The organism is Actinomadura flavalba DSM 45200 (assembly GCF_000374305.1).
GTDB lineage: Bacteria > Actinomycetota > Actinomycetes > Streptosporangiales > Streptosporangiaceae > Spirillospora > Spirillospora flavalba.
The window spans coordinates 517,336-533,165 of sequence record NZ_KB894093.1 but is presented as its reverse complement, the minus strand read 5'-3'; the positions used below and the strand labels follow the sequence as shown (position 1 = coordinate 533,165).

13 protein-coding genes and 1 CRISPR repeat array are annotated in these 15,830 nt (G+C 73.0%); of the genes, 9 read left to right on the top strand and 4 right to left on the bottom strand.

What is annotated here, in order from left to right:
- The first annotated feature begins 14 nt into the window (after positions 1-14).
- Positions 15-1,016, top strand: coding sequence for a glycosyltransferase family 2 protein (locus C229_RS0102355; RefSeq protein ID WP_018653471.1), 1,002 nt, complete (start codon positions 15-17; stop codon positions 1,014-1,016).
- Position 1,017: 1 nt separating this feature from the next.
- Positions 1,018-2,106 carry a glycosyltransferase family 4 protein gene (locus C229_RS0102350; RefSeq protein WP_018653470.1) on the top strand — a complete coding sequence of 363 codons (1,089 nt, stop codon included), beginning with the start codon at positions 1,018-1,020 and terminating at the stop codon, positions 2,104-2,106.
- A 9-nt stretch (positions 2,107-2,115) separates the two neighbouring features.
- On the opposite strand, the gene C229_RS29120 is transcribed toward C229_RS0102350, so the two are convergent.
- Positions 2,116-3,078 (bottom strand): lysylphosphatidylglycerol synthase domain-containing protein, encoded by a 963-nt coding sequence (locus C229_RS29120; RefSeq protein ID WP_240487054.1) that lies wholly within the window; start codon positions 3,076-3,078, stop codon positions 2,116-2,118.
- Positions 3,079-3,134: 56 nt separating this feature from the next.
- Here C229_RS29120 and C229_RS0102340 point away from each other — a divergent pair, with 56 nt between their 5' ends.
- From C229_RS0102340 to C229_RS0102330, 3 genes are read left to right on the top strand one after another with little or no spacing between them, the layout of a single operon-like run.
- The gene (locus C229_RS0102340) at positions 3,135-3,839 is read left to right on the top strand and encodes a class I SAM-dependent methyltransferase (protein ID WP_155884552.1); all 705 of its coding nucleotides are present in this window, start codon (positions 3,135-3,137) and stop codon (positions 3,837-3,839) included.
- A gap of 10 nt (positions 3,840-3,849) precedes the next feature.
- Entirely contained in the window at positions 3,850-4,917 is a 1,068-nt protein-coding gene (gene manB / locus C229_RS0102335) for a mannose-1-phosphate guanylyltransferase (RefSeq protein ID WP_018653467.1), read from the top strand.
- 41 nt (positions 4,918-4,958) lie between these two features.
- Complete coding sequence (locus tag C229_RS0102330; protein ID WP_018653466.1) at positions 4,959-5,861, top strand: DNA-3-methyladenine glycosylase family protein; 903 nt, start codon at positions 4,959-4,961, stop codon at positions 5,859-5,861.
- A gap of 655 nt (positions 5,862-6,516) precedes the next feature.
- Here C229_RS0102330 and C229_RS0102325 read toward each other — a convergent pair.
- On the bottom strand, positions 6,517-6,741 hold the full coding sequence (locus C229_RS0102325; protein WP_018653465.1) for a hypothetical protein: 225 nt from the start codon (positions 6,739-6,741) through the stop codon (positions 6,517-6,519).
- A gap of 143 nt (positions 6,742-6,884) precedes the next feature.
- Between C229_RS0102325 and C229_RS0102320 the strand changes: the two genes are divergently transcribed.
- On the top strand, positions 6,885-7,832 hold the full coding sequence (locus tag C229_RS0102320) for a LysR family transcriptional regulator (protein WP_018653464.1): 948 nt from the start codon (positions 6,885-6,887) through the stop codon (positions 7,830-7,832).
- A gap of 113 nt (positions 7,833-7,945) precedes the next feature.
- Positions 7,946-10,528 carry a bifunctional FO biosynthesis protein CofGH gene (locus C229_RS0102315; RefSeq protein WP_018653463.1) on the top strand — a complete coding sequence of 861 codons (2,583 nt, stop codon included), beginning with the start codon at positions 7,946-7,948 and terminating at the stop codon, positions 10,526-10,528.
- A 634-nt stretch (positions 10,529-11,162) separates the two neighbouring features.
- Positions 11,163-11,850: direct repeats of the CRISPR family, unit length 30 nt; unit sequence GTCCCCATCGCCCCTACGAGGGGTCGCAAC.
- Between the two features lie 12 nt (positions 11,851-11,862).
- Here C229_RS0102315 and C229_RS0102310 read toward each other — a convergent pair.
- Both C229_RS0102310 and cofD read right to left on the bottom strand, forming a co-directional pair.
- The gene (locus C229_RS0102310) at positions 11,863-13,146 is read right to left on the bottom strand and encodes a coenzyme F420-0:L-glutamate ligase (protein ID WP_018653462.1); all 1,284 of its coding nucleotides are present in this window, start codon (positions 13,144-13,146) and stop codon (positions 11,863-11,865) included.
- A complete protein-coding gene (cofD, locus tag C229_RS0102305) occupies positions 13,143-14,081 on the bottom strand; it encodes a 2-phospho-L-lactate transferase (protein WP_018653461.1) in 939 nt (312 codons plus the stop codon). The genes C229_RS0102310 and cofD overlap by 4 nt, the downstream gene beginning before the upstream one ends.
- A 250-nt stretch (positions 14,082-14,331) precedes the next feature.
- Between cofD and C229_RS34810 the strand changes: the two genes are divergently transcribed.
- Positions 14,332-15,309, top strand: a complete 978-nt coding sequence (locus tag C229_RS34810; RefSeq protein ID WP_026313379.1) for a hypothetical protein — start codon at positions 14,332-14,334, stop codon at positions 15,307-15,309.
- Between the two features lie 201 nt (positions 15,310-15,510).
- On the top strand, positions 15,511-15,777 hold the full coding sequence (locus C229_RS0102295; RefSeq protein WP_018653460.1) for a WhiB family transcriptional regulator: 267 nt from the start codon (positions 15,511-15,513) through the stop codon (positions 15,775-15,777).
- Positions 15,778-15,830 lie beyond the last annotated feature (53 nt).

Here is a 15,830-nt window from a genome sequence, read left to right as displayed (position 1 = left end):
TATCCTCGCGCTGCGTGAGCACCGAATCCGCGACCGAGACCGTGACCGCGCCCGCGACGGTCACCGAGACCGAACCCGTGCCCGAGATCACGCCCGACCCGTCGCCGGAGGGCTTCGCCGACGGTTCCGGCGTGCACGTGACGATCGTGCTGCCGTGCTACAACGAGCAGGACCACGTCATCGCCGAGGTCGAGCGCATCTGCGCCGCGATGGACGCCTCCGGCAAGACCTACGAGCTGCTCGCCGTCGACGACCGCTCCACCGACGAGACGCTCGCCCGCCTCCGCGAGGCCGCGCCGCGCTTCCCGAACATGCGCGTCGTCGCCTTCCAGCACAACAGCGGGTCGGGCACCGTCCGGCGCATCGGCAGCCAGCAGGCGCGCGGCGAGATCGTCGTGTGGACCGACGCCGACATGAGCTACCCCAACGAGCGCATCCCCGAGTTCGTGGAGATCCTCGACACCGACCCGTCCGTCGACCAGGTCGTCGGGGCGCGGCGCACCGAGGAGGGCACGCACAAGGTCCTGCGGGTGCCCGCCAAGTGGTTCATCCGCAAGACCGCCGAGCGGCTCACCAACTCCAAGATCCCCGACCTGAACTCGGGGCTGCGCGCGTTCCGCCGGTCGGTGTCGCTGCCGTACCTGCGGCTGCTGCCGCCCGGGTTCTCCTGCGTCACGACGATCACGATCGCGTTCCTGTCGAACCAGCACCCGGTCCGGTACGTGCCGATCGAGTACGCCAAGCGGGCGGGCAAGTCGAAGTTCCACTTCACCAAGGACGCCTACCGGTACATCCTCCAGGTGCTGCGCATGGTGATGTACTTCAACCCGCTCAAGGTGCTCATGCCGCTGGCGCTGACGCTGCTGCTCGTCGGGTTCGTGAAGGGCATCTACGACAACGTGATCAACTTCGCGTACTTCGCGAACAACACGATCATGATCTTCGTGTCTGGGTTGATCATCGCGTCGCTGGCGCTGCTCGCCGACCTCATCGTCCGATCACGCGGCGACGTCTAGCATGCGCGTCGCGATCGTCGGCCCGGCGTTCCCCTACAAGGGCGGCGGCGCCCACCACACCACCGAGCTGGCGCACCGGCTGGCGGCGGCGGGGCACTCCGTCGTCATCGAGTCGTGGCGCGCGCAGTACCCGTCGTTCCTGTACCCCGGGCAGCAGACGATCGACGCCCCCGAGGGCGAGCCGTTCGAGCCGACGCGGCGCGCGCTCGACTGGCGCCGCCCCGACGGCTGGTGGCGCACCGGCCGCGCGCTGCGCGCCGCCGACCTCGTCGTCCTCGCCGTGCTCAGCCCGGTGCAGGTGCCGTCCTACCTCGGCATCCTGCGCGGCCTCGGGCGGGCGACGCCTTCGGTGGCGCTGTGCCACAACGTCCTCCCGCACGAGAGCAAGCCCTACGACCGGCCGCTCATGCGGGCGCTGCTGCGCCGGACGGACGGCGTCCTCGTCCACTCCGAGCCCCAGGCCGAGCTGGCGCGGACGCTGACGGGGCGGCCGGTGCGGGTCGCGGAGATGCCCGCGCACCTGCCGTCGCCCAAGGCGTCGTCCGCCGGGGCGGACGGGGTGCGGCGGCGGCTGCTGTTCTTCGGGATCGTCCGGCCCTACAAGGGCCTGGACGTGCTGCTGCGGGCGCTGGCCGCCGGGCCGCCGGACGTCGCGCTCACCGTCGCGGGGGAGTTCTGGGGCGGGCTGGACGAGACGCGGGCGCTGATCGCGTCGCTCGGCCTGGCCGACCGGGTCGAGCTGCGGCCCGGGTACGTCCCGGCCGCCGACGTGCCGGAGCTGTTCGCCGCCGCCGACGCGCTGGTGCTTCCGTACCGCACCGCCACGGCGTCGCAGAACGTCTGGATGGCCCACGAGTACGGCATCCCGGTCATCGCCACGCGCGTCGGCGGGTTCCCCCGGCAGGTCCGCGACGGCGAGGACGGCCTGCTCTGCGAGCCGGACGACGTCGCGTCCCTCACCGCCGCCCTCGAACGCCTCTACGCGCCCGGCGAGGCCGAGCGGCTGCGGGCCGCGATCAAGCCCGTCGACCACGGTCCGCTCTGGGACGCCTACGTCGCCGCGCTCACAGATGCGGTTCGAGAACCTTGAGCATGCGTGTCACTCCTTGCCGGGGGGCGTACCGGTGACGAGTTCCGGTTCGGCGTCCGCGTTCCCGGCCGTCAGGGGCGGGCGGCCCAGCAGCAGCGTCGCGCCCGCGTAGGCGAGGTCGGCGAGCGTCAGCAGCACCCGCGACGCCAGCGCGATCACGATCGGGGCCCCCGCCGGGAGCACCGGCGTCAGCACCGCCACCATCACCGCCTCGCGGGCGCCGAGGCCGCCCGGCGCGATGAACACCAGCAGGCCCGCCACGAACGCCAGCGCGTACGCGCCGACCGCGACGAACACCAGGCGCGGCCCGCCGCCCACCGACAGGCACAGCAGCCACAGGTGCCCGCCGAACAGCAGCCAGCCGAGGACCGTCCACGCCACCGCGCGCGCCATCGCGCCGAACCCCACCGCGTGCTCCAGCGGACGCTGCCGCGCCAGCCGCAGCAGCGTGTTCAGGGCCCACGTCACGAACGGCGGATACAGCGAGCCGATCAGCACCGGCGCGAACAGGAACAGCCACCAGTACTCGGCGCGGGCCGCCGCCGACGTCAGCGGCAGCGTCACCGCCGCCACCGCCAGCCCGCACGCCGTGGACGTCGCCACCGCCAGCACCGACGCGCTGAAACTCCGCGCCCGCGGCACCTGGTGCGCGCGCGACAGCTCGACCTGGCTGACGACGACCCACACCATGCCCGGCACGTACTTGCCCAGCCCCGAGATCGCCGCGATGCGCAGCGCCGCCGGAATCGGCAGCCGCGAACCCAGGCCCGTCATGAACGCGCGCCAGCCGAACGTCCACGCGACCAGGCCCGCCACCCCGAACGCGAACGCGCCGACGAGCCCCGGCCAGGACAGTTCGCCGAACGCGCGCCGCGCCTCGTCCCACTGCGAGGCCAGGCTCCACACGCAGAACACCAGCGCGAGCACGATCAGCAGCAGGCGCAGCGCCCGCACGAGGGCGGCTCTCGACATCACCCGCACAGCGTAGGCGAACGCCGGGCGCGGGCGGCATCGGTAGGGTGTCGACGATGAAACTCTCGGATGTGGTCGCCTTCATGGGGCACCAGGTGCATGTCTGCCGGTACCGCGAGGCCGGGACGCTGCTCGACTGGATGGGCCGCGACCTGCGCGGGAAACGCGTCCTCGACGTCGCCGGCGGCGACGGCTACTGGGCCGGGCGCACCCGCAAACGCGGTGCCGACGCCGTCTCGATCGACCTGGCGCGCGGCAAGATGATCTACGGCGCGGGTCTCGCCCACGCGCCCGCGCTCATCGAGTGCGACGCGCTGCGGCTCCCGTTCGCCGACGCCGCGTTCGACGCGATCCTGTCGGTCTGCGCCATCGAGCACTTCGACGACGGCGGCAGGTCCCTCGACGAGATGGCGCGCGTCCTCGCGCCCGGCGGCGAGATCTTCATGTCCGCCGACGTGCTGTCCCGCGCCGACGCCTGGCCCAAACTGCGCGAAGCGCACAAGGCCAAGTACCACGTGCAGCACACCTACACGCACGAGTCGCTGCGCGCCCTGCTGGACGCCCGCGGCCTCGACCTCGTCCGCCACTCCTACCAGTTCCGCACCCCGGCGGCCGAGCGCCTCTACCTGTCGCTGTCCACCTACGGCGGCAAGGTCGGCTTCAACGCGGCGGCCCCGCTCGCCCCCCTCGTCGCCCTCACCGACCGCCGGGCCCCGAACGAGCGCGGCAGCATCGTGCTCGTCCACGCCCGCAAGCGCTAGGAACCCCCCGTTGGAAGCGATTCTCCTCGTCGGCGGCCGGGGCACCCGGCTGCGCCCGCTGACGATCTCCACCCCGAAGCCGCTGCTGCCGACCGCCGGGGTCGCGTTCCTCGCGCACCAGCTCGCGCGCGCCGGGGCGCTCGGCGTCGAGCGGATCGTGTTCGCCACGTCGTACCGGGCCGAGATGTTCGAGGCCGCGTTCGGGTCGCGCGCCTACGGCGTCGAACTCGCCTACGTCAGCGAGCGCGAGCCGCTCGGCACCGGCGGGGCGATCCGCAACGCGGCGACGGCGCTGCGGTCCGGCGGCGACGACCCCGTCCTCATCCTCAACGGCGACATCCTGTCCGGGCACGACGTGGCCGCGCAGGTGAGACTGCACGAGGACGCCGGGGCCGAGGTCACGCTGCACCTCACCGAGGTGCCCGACCCGTCCCGGTTCGGCGTCGTGCCGACGGACGAGCAGGGGCGCGTCACCGCGTTCCTGGAGAAGGCCGCGCGGCCCGTCACCAACCAGATCAACGCCGGATGCTACGTGTTCCGGCGCGCGGCGATCGACACGATCCCCGAGGGCGAGGTCGTGTCCGTCGAACGGGAGACGTTCCCCGGGCTGATCGCGTCCGGGGCGCTCGTGATGGGGCACGTCGAGTCGGCGTACTGGCTCGACGTCGGGACGCCCGAGGCGTTCGTGCAGGGCTCGCGCGACCTGGTGCTCGGGCGGCTGGAGTCCCCGGCGATGCCGGGGCCCGCCGGGGAGCGGCTCGTCCTGGAGCGTGCGGTCGTCGCGCCCGGCGCCGTGGTGCGCGGCGGCACGACGGTGGGGCGCGGCGCGGTCGTGGAGGCCGGGGCGACCGTCGTCGGGAGCGTCCTGCTCGACGACGCGTTCGTCGCGGAGGGCGCCACCGTCCGCGACTCGGTCCTGTCGCGCGGCGCCCGCGTCGGGCCCGGCGCCACCCTCGACGGCGTCATCCTCGGCGACGGCGCCATCGTCGGGCCCGGCAACGAACTCCGGGACGGCCTGCGCGTCTGGCCCGGCATCGACCTGCCCGCGACCGCCATCCGGTTCTCCACCGACGCCTGACGGCCGCCGGTCCCGAGCACGGGGCCGGGCGCCGTACGGTGATGCGCGTGCCGGGAGGTCAGAGCGCGGGGGAGCGGACGTGGGCGCCGCCGTGGCCGCTCGACGTCCGGCGGACGCTGTTCCCGCACCGGCGCGGCAAGGGCGATCCGGCGTTCCGCGTCGACGCGGACGGGTCGGTGTGGCGGGCGTCGTTCACGCCCGACGGGCCCGGGACGGTGCGGATCGCCCACGGCTCCGGGGTCGTCCGGACGTCGGCGTGGGGTCCGGGCGGCGCGTGGCTGCTGGACCGGGTTCCCGCGATGCTCGGCGCGGACGACGCCCCCGAAGGGCTCGTGACGTCCGACCCGATCGTGGCGGACGCGGTGCGGCGGTTGCCCGGCCTGCGGATCGGGCGGACCGACCGGGTGTTCGAGGCGCTCGTCCCGGCCGTCCTGGAGCAGAAGGTGCTCGGCCTGGAGGCGTTCCGCGCCTGGCGCTACCTGCTGCGCCGCTTCGGCGCGCCCGCGCCGGGCGCGCCCGGCATGCGCGTCCCGCCGCCGCCGGACGTCTGGGCCCGCATCCCGTCCTGGGAGTGGCACCGCTCCGGCGCCGAGGCGGTCCGCGCCCGGACGATCGTCCGCGCGGCCCGCGTCGCGTCCCGCCTGGAGGAGGACTGCGCCGACGAACGCCTGCGCTCCCTCCCCGGCATCGGCGTCTGGACGTCGGCCGAGATCCGCCAGCGCGCCGCAGGCGACCCCGACGCCCTCTCCCTGGGCGACTACAACCTCCCGTCCCTCGTCGGCTGGACCCTCCTGGGCCGCAAGATCGACGACACGGAGATGCTCACCCTCCTCGCGCCCTACACCGGCCACCGCCACCGCGTAACCCGCCTCCTGACCACCACCGGCCCCACCCCACCCCGCCACGGCCCCCGCCTCCCCCTCCGCGACTACCGCTCCTTCTAACACCGCCCGCCGAGATCCGACCGCACGAGGTCAGCGAAGGCGAGCGGCGACCGCCTCCGTCGACGGCGGGGCCGTGCGAACCGCCCGAGGAAGGCATTGCGGTGCTCGCCCACCGCCTCTTCGACGGCGAGGCCGCCGAACACCGGCTGCACGCTGTCGGCACCCGAGGCGAGCGGCTACCGCTCTGGACGGCGGGGCCGCCCAAGCCGGGCGTGAGATCGCTTTCGCGGTGAGCGGCTACCGCTTCTGTTGACGGTGAGGCCGCTCAGAGCGGGCTGCGCGAGGGTGGCGTCGCGGTGAGCGGCTGTCACGTCTCTTGGCGGCGGGGCCGCTGTGCGGGTTACCCGAGGTCGGCATTGGGTTGGGCGCCCATCGTCCCTCCGGACGGCGGGGCCACTGAGGATCGGCTGCACGATGTCGTCGTCGCGGTGAGCGGCTATCGCTCCGTCGGACGGCGGGGCCGCCCAGGCGGGCGTGGGGTCGGTTTCGCGGCAGGCGGCTACCGCCTCTGACGGAACGGCCCCGTCCCTGGGCTCGGGTGGGACGGGGCCGTTGGCGCCGGTGCGGGGAGTGGGTGGGCTTCGGGATAGTTGCCGGATCGGCGGGTGGGCCTTGTGGATGCGGCCCGGCAGGCGTTCGGTGTCACCTGGGCGGGTCAGCGGGCCGGGGCCATGGTGTGGCGGGGGCCGCGGGCGGGGGCGGGTTGGTCGGAGCGCGCCGGGGTGGTCTCGGGGGTGCGTTCGTCGCGCCAGGTGAGGTCGGGCGGGGTGGGGTGGTCGCTGGGGGTCCAGTCGCGGCCGTCCCGGGTGTCGGCGCCGAAGAAGTGGCCGAGGACACCGAAGAGGGCGATGGTGAGGAAGAGGGCGAGAAGGGTGAACATGGGGAACCGTCCTTGACCTGGTGAAGTCGGTGGGCCCTGGCCGGGGCCCGGGGTCGTTTCCCGCGGGTAAGTCCAGTGTGGGGCCCTCGACTCTTCAGGTCCAGCGACCTTTGCTGCACCGAATGTGTAAGGATCGCTTCACGATGTTGGATCTGGGTCGTCTCCGCGTCCTGCGGGAACTGAAGCAGCGCGGCACCGCCGGGGCGGTCGCCGAAGCGCTCGGCTACAGCCCCTCGGCGGTGTCGCAGCAGCTCGCGCAGTTGCAGCGCGAGGTCGGCGTGCCGCTCGTCGAGCGGGCCGGCCGCCGGTTGCGGCTCACCGAGGCCGGTGAGGTGCTGGCCGAGCGGGCGGGTGCCCTGCTGCTCGACGCCGAGCGCGCCGAGGAGGCCGCGCACGCGGCGAGCGGCCGGGTCGGCGGCGTCGTGCGCGTCGCCGGGTTCCAGACGGCGCTGCTGCACGTCCTCGCCCCGGCGCTGCCCGGACTGGCCCGGGAGTACCCCGACCTGACCGTGGAGATCGTGGACGAGGAGTTCAACCGCGTCCTGCGGGAGCTGGTCTCCCAGGAGATCGACGTGGTCATCACCGACGAGTACTCGCACCTGCCGCGTCCGGAGCGTCCCGAGCTGCACGCGGAGGTGCTGATCACCGAGCCGATGCGGGTCGCGTTCTCCGAGCGGCATCCGCTCGCGGCGAGCGGCGCGCCCGTCGCGATGGCGGAGCTGGCCGGGGAGAACTGGATCACCGGCCATGTCGGTACGAACCACACCGACCTGCTGGAACGCGCGGGCGTGGAGTTCGGCGGATTCCGGCCCCGCATCCGGCACCGGTCCAACGACCTGCTCGTCATCCTCGCGGTGGTCGCCCACGGCGGCGCGGTCTGCCTCGTCCCCGACCTGGCCCTCGCCGAACGCACGGACGGCGTCGTCGTCCGCGACCTGGCCGACGCGGCCCTGCACCGCCGCATGGTCCTCTGGCGCCGCTCCGGCTCCGACGTCCGCCCCTCCGTCCGCGTCCTCCTCGACGCCCTCCGCGCCCAGGCCGAGACCCTGCTCCACTCCCGCCCCGGCCTCCACCGCGACCCCACCCCCTGATCCGCCCCGCACCACGGGGCGGCGCGGGAATAAGCGAGGTCGCGCGGCGGCTGGGGAGGGTGGGAGTGACCCTGGGGCGGTCGTGAATATGACGATTGGCATAGGGTGCCCGCATGGATGACCTCGACCGACCGAACGGTGTGACGGAGTCCGCGATGCGTCGGGCGCTCGCCCGCGTGCGTGACGGTAAGACCCTGGACCGATCCGAGGCCACGACGCTGCTGCACGCCCGGGGCGAGCAGCTCGAACGACTGCTGACCTATGCCGCCCGGACGCGCGACGCCGGGCTGGAGGCCGCCGGGCGGCCGGGAATCATCACCTACAGCCGCAAGGTGTTCATCCCGCTGACGCGCCTGTGCCGGGACCGCTGCGGCTACTGCACGTTCGCGACCGTGCCGCACCGGCTCGAATCCCCCTACCTCTCCCCGGACGAGGTGCTGGAGATCGCCCGGCAGGGCGCCGCGATGGGCTGCAAGGAAGCGCTGTTCACCCTGGGCGACCGGCCCGAGGACCGGTGGAAGCCCGCGCGGGAATGGCTCGACGCGCACGGCTACGACGACACGCTCTCGTACGTGCGGGCGATGGCCGTCAGGGTGCTGGAGGAGACCGGGCTGCTGCCGCATCTGAACCCGGGCGTGCTGAGCTGGCGGGACTTCCAGCGGCTCAAGCCCGTCGCGCCGTCGATGGGCATGATGCTGGAGACGACCGCGACCCGGCTGTTCACCGAGAAGGGCGGCGCGCACTACGGCTCGCCCGACAAGGACCCGGCCGTCCGGCTGCGGGTGCTGGAGGACGCGGGCCGCACCAACGTCCCCTTCACGACGGGCATTCTCATCGGGATCGGGGAGAACGTCGCCGAACGCGCCGACGCGATCTTCGAGATCCGGCGGACGATGCGGGAGTACGGCGCGATCCAGGAGGTGATCGTGCAGAACTTCCGCGCCAAGCCCGACACCAAGATGCGGAACACGCCCGACGCCGAGCTGGCGGAGCTGGCCGCGACGATCGCCGTGACGCGCGTCGTGCTCGGCCCGAAGGCGCGCGTGCAGGCACCGCCGAACCTGGTGGCGGAGGAGTACGCGCTGATGCTGCGCGCCGGCATCGACGACTGGGGCGGCGTCTCGCCGCTGACACCCGACCACGTCAACCCCGAGCGGCCCTGGCCGCAGATCGACGAGCTGGCCGCGCGGACCGCCGAAGCGGGCTTCACGCTGCGCGAACGGTTGACGATCTACCCCGAGTACGTGCGGCGCGGCGAACCCTGGCTCGACCCCCGGCTGAACGCGCACGTCGCCGCGCTCGCCGACCCCCGCACCGGCCTGGCCCGCGAGGACGCGACGCCGCAGGGCCGCCCGTGGCAGGAGCCGGACGGCGGCTTCGCCGCGTCCGGACGGACGGACCTGCACGTGGAGATCGACACGTCCGGGCGCACGAGCGACCGCCGCGACGACTTCGACGAGGTGTACGGCGACTGGGACGCCCTCCGCGACCGGATGAGCGCCCCCGCGCGGTTCGACGCCGACGTCCGCACGGCGCTCGCGCACGCCGAACGCGACCCGGCGGGCCTGTCCGACGACGAGGCGCTGGCGCTGCTGCACGCCGACGGCCCCGAACTGGACGCGCTCACCCGCATCGCCGACGACCTGCGCCGCGACGCGGTCGGCGACGACGTCACCTACGTGGTGACGCGGAACATCAACTTCACCAACGTCTGCTACACCGGCTGCCGCTTCTGCGCGTTCGCGCAGCGCCGCACCGACGCCGACGCGTACACGCTGTCGCTGGAACAGGTGGGCGACCGCGTGGACGAGGCGTGGGCGGCGGGCGCGACCGAGGTGTGCATGCAGGGCGGCATCCACCCCGACCTGCCGGGCACGGCGTACTTCGACCTGGCGCGCGAGGTGAAGCGCCGCGCGCCGGACATCCACCTGCACTCCTACAGTCCGATGGAGGTGGTGAACGGCGTCGCGCGCGCGGACCTTTCGATCCGCGAGTGGTTGCAGGAGGCGAAGGCCACCGGCGTGGACTCGCTGCCGGGCACGGCGGCCGAGATCCTGGACGACGACGTGCGCTGGGTGCTGACGAAGGGGAAGCTGCCCGCCGACCAGTGGGTGGAGGTCGTCACGACGGCCCACGAACTGGGCATGCCGACGACCTCGACGATGATGTACGGCCATGTGGACACCCCGGCGCACTGGGTGGCGCACCTGAAGCTGCTGCGCTCGATCCAGGCGCGGACGGGCGGCTTCTCGGAGTTCGTGCTGCTGCCGTTCGTGCATCACAATTCCCCGATCTACCTGGCGGGCCTGGCGCGGCCGGGCCCGACGGTGCGCGAGAACCTCGCCGTCCACGCACTGGCGCGCATCCTGCTGCACGGCTCGATCTCCAACATCCAGACCTCGTGGGTGAAACTCGGCGACGAACTGTGCACGCGCGTGCTCCAGGGCGGTGTCAACGACCTGGGCGGCACGCTCATGGAGGAGACGATCAGCCGCATGGCCGGCTCCGACAACGGATCGTTCAAGCCCATCAGCTCCCTCGAGGCCATCGCCGCGGCGGCGGGCCGCCCGGCCCGCCAGCGCACGACGCTCTACGGCGAAGTCCCGGCGGAACGCCTGGAGGCGTCCCGCCGCACGGACGGCATCGGCCACTTCGGCCGCCCGACCCGACGGACGCTACCCCTGACCAACGCCTAACGAAGCACCCTGCCGAAGCCTGTGGATAACTTCTTCCGAAGGGCCTTGAGGCAACTCGACAAGGGGGTCCGCAACCCGCATGGGGACCCCCTTGACGTAATCCTCCCGCGTTAAGGGCATCGCGCGCGGCCGTCGCCGCTGCCTGTGGATAACACTCCTACCGAACTCGGAGGCAGCCCGAACAGGGGCGTCGCGGCTAGGCGCGCTTCTTCGGCTCGCCGCCGGTCTTGGTGTCCCCATCGCCCGTGGTTGCGGTCGGGGCGCGTCGCGCTGGGCGTGCGTGGTGCGGGCGTGAGTCTCGATCGAGGCTGTGGGTCGCGCGATGCGGGCTGGTGGTCTGCTGGGCAGTTGCGGGGTGTTCTCTGCGTTCGTGCTGGGGTCGTGTTGTGGTGGCCTTGCGCGTGGTTGACCGGCGCTGGACCAGGTGGTGTCGGCTGTGTTCTTTGGCCGGGAGTCGGTTCGGTCTGAGGCGTCCGGGTCGCTGCGGAACGCGCCGGGACCGGCGTACGCTGGGTACGGATTTGAGCCTTGGTTTCAGCGACACGCCGGGGTTGACGACACGACCGGAGGCTCGCTGAAGATCTCTTCAAAAACCGGGGGTTAGCGGTTGGCCGACCTGCGGCTTTACTGTGGGGTCCCCATCGCCCCTACGAGGGGTCGCAACCGGTCGCCCACGATCGGCGCCACGGCGCACCCGCACGTCCCCATCGCCCCTACGAGGGGTCGCAACTGGTGGACCAGATCGGGTGGGGCGGTGACGGCGAGGTCCCCATCGCCCCTACGAGGGGTCGCAACCGTCGCCGCAGTAGAGGGCCTGCTGCGGGGCGAGTCCCCATCGCCCCTACGAGGGGTCGCAACAGGCCCTCGCCAACGTGCGCCGCGTCGAGATGGCCGGGTCCCCATCGCCCCTACGAGGGGTCGCAACAGGCCCTCGCCAACGTGCGCCGCGTCGAGATGGCCGGGTCCCCATCGCCCCTACGAGGGGTCGCAACCGGCGGCGGCCAGCTCACGCACCCGCGCGGCAGCAGTCCCCATCGCCCCTACGAGGGGTCGCAACGTGCTCGGGCTTTTCACTGACTTGGACCCACCCGGTCCCCGTCGCCCCTACGAGGAGTCGCAACATCCCCAGCGGCGCCCGGTAGACCTGCACCTTCACCCGCGTCCCCATCGCCCCTACGAGAGGTCGCAACCGGTCCAGCAGTTCGGCCGCGCGCTCCCGCGTGAGGTCCCCATCGCCCCTACGAGGGGTCGCAACACGCCGCAGCGGCCGGACGACGCCGCGCGAACGCCACGTCCCCATCGTTCCTACGGGGGGTCGCGACGATGGGTGGTTCTCAGCGGGTGACTAGGAACGTTTCGGGGTCGCGTGGGGGGCGGTTGGGGGGTGGGGATGCTGCGTGGCCTATGCCTACTGTGCCCATCGGGTCCCAGTCGGGGGGGAGGGTGAGGGCGTCGCGGACGACGTCTCGGCAGAACATCGTGCTGGAGACCCAGCAGGAGCCGAGGCCCTGGACGGCGAGCTGGACCAGGAGGTTCTGGACGCCCGCGCCGGTGGCGACGACGAACATCTCGCGTTCGGCCGAGGCGCGGCGTTCGTCCGGATAGGGGTGCGAGCCGTCCATGACCAGGCACGGCACGACCAGGTACGGCGCGCGGCGCAGGACGTCGCCGCGGCGCAGGCGCTTGGCGATGGACTCGGCGGAGAAGCCGTCGCGGCGCAGGTCGGCCTCCCACGCGTCGCGCATGGCGTCGAGCAGGCGCACCCGCGACTCGGGGCTCTCCAGCAGGACGAACCGCCACGGCGTCGTGTGGTGCGGGGCGGGCGCGGTGATCGCGGCGGCGACGGCGCGGCGGACGGCCGCGCCGTCCACGGGCTCGTCGGTGAACTCGCGGACGGTGCGGCGCGCGTAGAGGACGTCGGCGGAGCCGTGGCGGAACATGTCCTCGTGCGGCGGCCGGATCAGCGCCCGCGCGCCCGGCCCGTCGGCGTCGGTGACGAGCGGCGCGAGGCCCCGCACGACCGCGACGGGAACCCCGGCGAGCTTGCCCTTGACCAGTTCGGCGGCGGCGGCGATCTCGTCGGCGACGGCGGTGACCGTCGCCTCCAGGACGTTGCCGCGCGCGTCGGCCCGGCCGCGCAGGTCGTCGAGCGGGTCGAGCCCGGCGACGCCGATGGCGGCGTCGGTGAGGCCGTTGCGCCACGGCCGCCCGAACGTGTCGGACACGATGACCGCGACGTCGCGGCCCCGGGCGCGCAGCCCGGTGCGCAGGGCGCGCGCGGACGCGTCGGGGTCTTCGGGGAGCAGCAGGACGGTGCCGGGCTCGGTGTTGGACGCGTCGACCCCGGCGGCGGCGAGCACGAGGCCCTGCCGCGTCTCCACGATGCGCGTCACGCCGCGGGCGTGCTCGCGCCGGGCGACGAGCCGGACCGTCTCGGCGTCGATGGCCTTCTCGCGGTCGGCGGCGGCCAGCACCCGCCCCTCGGCCTTGCTGACGATCTTGGACGTGACGACGAGCACGTCCCCGTCCTCGACGAGGTCGAGCGGGACGAGCGCCGCCAGATCGTCACCGGCGACGACCTCGGGCAGCCCGGGAATCCCGAAGATCTGGAGGTTCATGCCAGCTCGCGGGCGAGGTCGAGCGCGGCCCCGGCCAGCGCGGCGGTGCTCTCGGCGTCGGACATGAGCAGCGGGCGCGCCCGCACGGTGACGCCGGGGACGTCGGCGGCGGCGTCCTCCTCGGCGACGAGCCAGCCGTCGAGGAGGCCGGCGCCGTAGTGCCGCCCGACCGCCTCGGCGGTGGTCTCGACGCCGATCGCGGTGAGGCAGGCGTCGGCCATGCCGCGCACCGGCGCGGCGCCGATGATGGGGGAGACCCCGACGACCGTCTTGGCCGCGAACGCCTCGCGCAGTCCGGGGACGCCGAGGATCGTGCCGATGCTCACGACGGGGTTGGACGGCGGGAACAGCACGACGTCGGCGGTCTCGATGGCCTTGAGCACGCCGGGCGCGGGCTTGGCGTCGTCGGCGCCGATCGCGGTGATCGCGACGGCGGGCAGCGACGCGCGCAGCCGCACCCACCACTCCTGGAAGTGGATCGCGCGGCGCCCGTGCTCGGGGTCGTCGACGACGACGTGCGTCTCGACCTGGTCGTCGGTCATCGGCAGCAGCCGGACGCCCGGTTCCCACCGGTGGCACAGCGCCTCGGTGACGGCCGACAGCCGGTACCCGGCCGCGAGCATCTGCGTGCGGACGATGTGGGTGGCGAAGTCGCGGTCGCCGAGCCCGAACCAGCTCGGCCCGGCCCCGTAGGCGGCCAGCTCCTCCTTGACGGTGAAGGTCTCGGCGGCGCGGCCCCAGCCCTGTTCCTCGTTGATGCCGCCGCCGAGCGTGTACATCACCGTGTCGAGGTCGGGGCAGACGCGCAGCCCGAACAGGGAGATGTCGTCGCCGGTGTTGCCGATGACGGTGATCTCCGCCTCGGGTGCGGCCTGCCGCAACCCGCGCAGGAAGCGGGCCGCGCCGATTCCGCCCGCCGGCGCCACGATCTTCATGCGTCCACCCTAGAACGCCCGGAGAGCGCCCGTGGCCTGCGGGAGCCGGGTTTGGGGCGTCATGAGGGCCTGCGGGGGGAAGAGACGTCAGGGACCGCGATGTGCGAAGCTCTACGCAGTCATCCGGTCGCCGACGACGGAGATCGCTTCCGCCGGGACGGGGTGACGCCCGCCCGCGGGCGGGAACCGTCTGGAGTACTGGCGCCCTTCCGCCGGGACGGGCGAGACCGCAACGTCTGGAGAGATCGTCGTGAACAAGGAAGCCGTCCAGCGCCTGCGCGAGCCGGCCGCCTGGATTCTGCTGGGTGCCGCCGGACTGCAACTGCTGGCGGGTCTCATCGTCCTCGCGTTCGGGCGGGGGGACTTCACCATCCGGGCGTTCAGCGAGACGGGGGATGGCTTCTTCACGCAGGTCGTGACGGCCGGTCTGCTGGCGCTCGCGGTCACGCTGGTGACGTGGGGCGCGACGCCGACCAAGTCCGCGCGGATCATCGTCATGGGCGCGCTGGGCGTGCTGGGCGGCATCCTGCTGCTGGGCGCGCTGGCCTGGCTGGCGGGCATGTTCGCCGACATCGGCGTGCCGACGATCGGCGGCGGCAGCACCGGCGCGGGCGTGGCGAAGCTGAGCACGTTCCTGTACGGCGCGTCCAAGCTCGCCGTGGCCGCCGCGGCGGCCTGGTACGCGTTCTCGCTGTTCCAGGGTCTTCCGTCCGCGCCGAAGCCGGCGCCGCAGGGCCAGGTCGGCGGCTACCCCGACTACGGCTACCAGCAGGGCCAGCAGGGCTACGGCCAGCAGTACGGGCAGCAGCAGGGCTACGAGCAGCAGGGCCAGCAGGCGTACGGCCAGCAGTACGGCCAGCAGCAGTACGGTCAGCAGGCGGGCCAGGAGTACGGCCAGCAGGGCCAGCAGGCGTACGGGCAGCAGCCCGCGCAGCAGCAGGACTACGGCCAGCAGTACGGGCAGCAGCAGGGCCAGCAGGCCGACTACGGGCAGCAGCAGTACGGCCAGCAGGCGTACGGGCAGCAGGCGTACGGCCAGCAGGAGGGCCAGCAGGCCCAGCAGCCCGCCCAGCAGGCCGAGGACGAGAGCGCGGGCGAGTGGACGCGCGCCTACGGCGGCTCGGGCGAGCAGAACCAGGGCCAGCAGCAGTACGGGCAGCAGCAGGGCCAGCAGGGCGAGCGCCGTGACGAGAGCGACTGGTACCGGGACAACCGTCCGCCGCAGTGACGCCCCGTTTAACTGATCTCTTCGCCAAAGGCAGGCGCGGCTCGCGGAAAAGCTTCCGGTTCGTCCCGGCAGAAAGCCGTTCCGCTTGACGGAACGGGCACTACACGCGTGTAATTTCAGATGTGTAGTTCGCTGCCTTCTCAGGGGGACGGAGCTACAGGAAGGCATTGACCGGGGGCTCCATGGGCTAGGAGGTGCGCTGTGAGCGAGGTGGTCGTCCCGCTGGCGCACGGCACAGACGAGGGTGAAGAGCTGGGCTGGCAGGAGCGCGCGCTGTGCGCTCAGACCGACCCGGAGGCGTTTTTTCCGGAGAAGGGCGGCTCGACCCGCGAGGCCAAGAAGGTCTGCCGGGCATGCGAAGTGCGGGCGGAATGCCTGGAGTACGCGCTCCAGCATGACGAGCGCTTCGGCATCTGGGGCGGGCTGTCCGAGCGGGAGCGTCGCAAACTGAAGCGTCAGGCGGTCTAGAGGTCCGCCACGGCTCCGGTCCGCGGGTACGCGGGCCGGAGCCGTTCGCATGT